This window comes from Streptomyces sp. NPDC056948 (genome assembly GCF_042674225.1).
GTDB classification, from domain to species: Bacteria; Actinomycetota; Actinomycetes; order Streptomycetales; family Streptomycetaceae; genus Streptomyces; species Streptomyces purpurascens.
In genome coordinates, this window is sequence record NZ_JBHUQX010000608.1 from 1 (window position 1) to 4,096 (window position 4,096).

The window sequence follows — 4,096 nt, forward strand, 5'->3', positions numbered from 1 at the left end:
GGTGTAGACCGTCGGCCTCGGAGCCGTCGGCATGGCGTTGCCGAGGAAGAAGCTCGGGTGCGGGGGCTGGTTGTAGGCCGTGTTCTGCCAGGCCAGGGCCGTGCGGTACTGCGTGTCGTGGAGCAGGGTCGTGATCTTCGTGTTCGTCTCGTGCGGGGTCGAGTAGACGCGCAGGGCCGTGTTGTCGCCGGTGCGCCAGACGACCTCCTCGCGCCAGTCGCCGAGGATGTCGCCGGACAGGACGGGCGTGGACTTGGTGCCGTTGTTGGAGGAGACGCCGGATCCGGTCAGCAGGCGGGTGTCGCCCGACGTGCCGTACTTGTGGATGCGGGTGCCGTCGAGGAGTTCGCGGACGGGGTCGCCGTCCCACCAGGACAGGAAGTTGATGCTGGAGGGTTCCCGGCCGAGGGAGGCGCCGGTCGCCGAGCGCAGGGTGGTGTCGGAGGCGGACCAGGACTCGGCGCCCGCGCTGCCCGCGTAGATGTCGGCGGCGACCCCGCGGCCGTTGTCGGCGCCGGAGGCGGTCTTCCAGAGGATCGCGCCGGTGCGGGCGTCGGCCATCCAGGAGCCGGGCTGGCTGGTGCTCTCCGAGACCTTGAAGTACTCCAGGCCCGCGCGGGACGGGTTCAGGTCGCCGACATGGCCGGCGTCGCCATGGCCCGTCTTCGTGGTCCAGAGTCCGTTGCCGTTGTCGTCCACGGTCATCGCGCCGTAGACGATCTCGTCCTTGCCGTCCGCGTCGACGTCCGCGACGGACAGGCTGTGGTTGCCCTGGCCGTCGTATCCCTTGCCGCTGTTGGTGGAGGAGTTGGTGTCGAAGGTCCAGCGGCGGGTGAAGGAGCCGTTCCGCCAGTCCCAGGCGGCGATCACCGTGCGGGTGTAGTAGCCGCGCGCCATGATCAGGGAGGGGCGTGAGCCGTCCAGGTACGCCGTGCCCGCGAGGAAGCGGTCGACGCGGTTGCCGTAGGAGTCGCCCCAGGAGGAGACGGTGCCGCGGGCCGGGACGTAGTCGACGCTCTGCATCGCCTTGCCCGTCGAGCCGTTGAACATGGTCAGGAACTCGGGCCCGGCCAGCACGTACCCGCTGGAGTTGCGGTGGTCGGCCGAGGAGCTGCCGATGACCGCGCCGGTGCCGTCCTTGGTGCCGTCGGCGGTCTTCATGGCGACCTCGGCCTTGCCGTCGCCGTCGTAGTCGTACACCTGGAACTGCGTGTAGTGCGCGCCGGAGCGGATGTTGCGGCCCAGGTCGACACGCCACAGCCGGGTGCCGTCGAGCTTGAGGCCGTCGACGATGGTGTTGCCGGTGTAGCCGGACTGGGAGTTGTCCTTGGCGTTGGTGGGCTGCCACTTCAGGACGATGTCCAGGGCGCCGTCGCCGTCGAGGTCGCCGAGGGAGGCGTCGTTGGCCTCGTAGGTGTACGCCGAGTTGCCCGGTGCTGTGCCGCCGGCGGGCGGGGAGATCGGGATGTCCTTGTAGCCGGTGCGGAACTGGACCGCGTGCACCGAGTCGCCCTGTTCCGTGCCGTTCACGACCGCTCGGACGGTGTAGTCGGCCTGGGCGGGCGCACCGGAGTGGAAGTAGTTCGTGGAGCCGGTGACCGGCATGGAGTTGACCTTCGTGCCGGCCCGGTAGACGTTGAAGGAGACGTTGTCCGGGTCGGTGCCGAGCCAGCGCCAGCTCACCAGGTTGCCGCTGCCGGTGTGGACGCTGACCACGCCCCGGTCGAGCTTCTCGACCTGACGGGCGGTGGCGGCCTCGGCGGCGTCGTCGGTGGCGAACGTGGTCAGGCCGGCGCCGACGAGCGCCGCCGTGGCCAGGGCCACCGGGAGGAGCACACGGCGTCTGCGGTGCCTGTGGGGGTGCTTCACGTGACGGACCTCCTGGGAGGACGGGCGGGTTCCGCCTCTCAGTCGCCGCCGGGGGCACGGGAGTTGCCGTACCGCTCGGCCAGTTCGGCGACGGTCCGCGCGATGCGCGAGCGCAGTTCGTCCGGGGCCAGCACCTCGATGCCCGTGCCGAGGCGCAGGAACTCGGCGTGGGCGTGCTCGACGGACTCGATGGGGACCGTGGCACGCGTCCAGCCGTCCCCGTCCGTACGTCCGTCACGGCGGACCGCCTCCCCCGCCGGGCCGGTGAGCGTCGTCCCCGGGGCCAGTCGCACCACCGCCTCGCCGCGGTGCAGCCGGTCGTGGAAGTCGCGCTGGTACGCCGCCCAGTACGCGGCCAGGTCGAAGTCGCCGGGTCGGGTGAACTCCTCTTCACCGGTGGCGAGTTCGAGGATCTGGTCGACGCGGAAGGTCCGCGGTCCCGGCCCGGCGACGACGTACCAGCGCCCCGCCTTCAGCACCAGCCCGTACGGCTCCAGGCGGCGCTCCACGTCGGTGGGCTCGCGCCAGCGGCGGTACCGGACGTGCAGCACACGGCTGCTCCAGACGGCGTCGGCGACGGCAGGGAGGTACGGGGTGTCGTCGGCGTCCGTGTACCAGCCGGGGGCGTCCAGGTGGAAGCGGCCGCTGATCCGGTCGGCATGGGCGCGCAGCTCCGCCGGCAGGGCGGCACGCACCTTGAGCTGGGCGGCGGCCAGGACCGAGCCGAGGCCGAGCTGGGCGGCTGCGGCGGGGGCGCCCGCGAGGAAGAGCGCCTCGGCCTCGCCCGCGGTGAGTCCGGTCAGACGCGTGCGGTAGCCGTCCAGGAGGCGGTAGCCGCCGGCGTGGCCCGCGTCGCCGTACAGCGGGATCCCGGCGGCGCCCAGCGCCTCCACGTCCCGGTACACCGTCCGCACCGACACCTCCAGCTCCTCGGCGAGCCGGGCGGCGGTCATCCGGCCGCGGGTCTGGAGCAGCAGGAGGATCGAGACGAGTCGGCTGGACTTCACTGACACAGGATGGCAGTGGACCGGCCTTAGCGTCCCGCCATGCCCTTCACGGAGAAACACCTGACCGTGCCGCCGCCCGTCGAGGTGGCGGGACGGTGGGTCAAGCGCTACCACGTGACCGCCGACCCGGCGGGCATCGCACCCGAGGTGGAGGAGACCGCCTACCGCTTCCTGCCCACGCTGCTGCCGAAGCCGGACGGCACTCCGCCGGCGACGTTCGTCGTCCTGCACCGGGGCGGTGACGACGGTGCCTATCTGAACGCCTACAGCTGGGTGTGGGACAACGTCCTGCACTTCGGGGGCGCGGCGGCGGGCCAGCCCGCCCTCGGCTGCCCGGACAACGACCCCACCCACTTCGTGGCGCCCGGCAAGCCGTGGATCGGCTGCGTCTGGGAGCTGCCGCCGATCCTGCACGAACGCGACGCCTGGGTACGCCACATGCTCACCCCCGCCACCCCCGACCTCGACGCCTACCTGGCCGACTCCCTGCCCGAGGGAACCACGGGAGACCGGCCATGAGCGGCCCGCACGACTTCGACTTCTCACCCGGCCGGAGGGTCCGTCGGCTTTCTGAAGGCGCGGAGTGTGAAGACCGGGTCGGGGCGTGGCCGGTCCTGGTCGGGGAGTTCCGCCAGCCGGGTGGCGAAGCCGTCGGCGAGCGGGTCGCCGGGCGGCAGGGTGACGAACCAGCCGCGTCTGAGGTCGGCCACCGTACGCCGGGGGCTGCGGCCCTGCCCGTGGCCCCGGAAACAGGCCTGCCCGGCCGGGACCAGGCCGTGTCCGGCGGCGCGGGACACGACGTCCGCCTCCCCGTCCCGGACCGGGCTCGGCGGACGGGAGGACAGGACGACATCGATGTCACTGCCCACGTTGTGGGAGGCGGCCTTGTCGACCGTGGTGACGTAGACCCCGCCGGGCCGCAGCACCCGGGCGCACTCGCCGACGATGGTCCGCACATCGGCGGGCCCGGCGGCCAGGTGCAGCAGCCACACACTGCTGACGGCGTCGAACTCCCCGTCCCGGAAGGGCAGCCGCCTGCTGTCGGCGAGCACGACGGCGCCGGGCAGCCGGGCGGCGGCCTGCCGGGCCATCGCGAGGGCCAGGTCCACGCCGGTCACCCGCATGCCGTCGCGGGCGGCCGCGAGCCGCCGGGTCACTATGCCGGTGCCGCAGCCCAGGTCCAGCAGCCTGCGCGTGTCCTGCGGTTAGAGTGTAAGAAA

General features: G+C 72.4%; 3 protein-coding genes and 1 pseudogene. 1 reads left to right on the plus strand and 3 read right to left on the minus strand.

Annotated elements, in window-relative coordinates; all coding sequences use genetic code 11:
• Window positions 1–1,869, minus strand: a 1,869-nt coding sequence (locus ACFTZL_RS42075; protein ID WP_382595047.1) for a rhamnogalacturonan lyase, incomplete at its 3' end; no start/stop codon positions are given.
• Between the two features lie 38 nt (window positions 1,870–1,907).
• On the minus strand, window positions 1,908–2,876 hold the full coding sequence (locus tag ACFTZL_RS42080; protein ID WP_382595050.1) for a helix-turn-helix transcriptional regulator: 969 nt from the start codon (window positions 2,874–2,876) through the stop codon (window positions 1,908–1,910).
• 39 nt (window positions 2,877–2,915) lie between these two features.
• On the opposite strand from ACFTZL_RS42080, the gene ACFTZL_RS42085 reads away from it, so the two are divergent.
• On the plus strand, window positions 2,916–3,395 hold the full coding sequence (locus ACFTZL_RS42085; RefSeq protein ID WP_382595053.1) for a hypothetical protein: 480 nt from the start codon (window positions 2,916–2,918) through the stop codon (window positions 3,393–3,395).
• Window positions 3,396–3,418: 23 nt separating this feature from the next.
• Here the strand turns inward: ACFTZL_RS42085 and ACFTZL_RS42090 are convergent.
• A pseudogene (locus ACFTZL_RS42090) lies at window positions 3,419–4,081 on the minus strand (class I SAM-dependent methyltransferase); the annotation flags it as partial.
• Window positions 4,082–4,096: the final 15 nt, after the last annotated feature.

Bases quoted from the DNA above. Each gene is read 5' to 3' on its own strand.
- ACFTZL_RS42085 (WP_382595053.1), top strand. From the start codon at position 2,916: ATGCCCTTCACGGAGAAACACCTGACCGTGCCGCCGCCCGTCGAGGTG.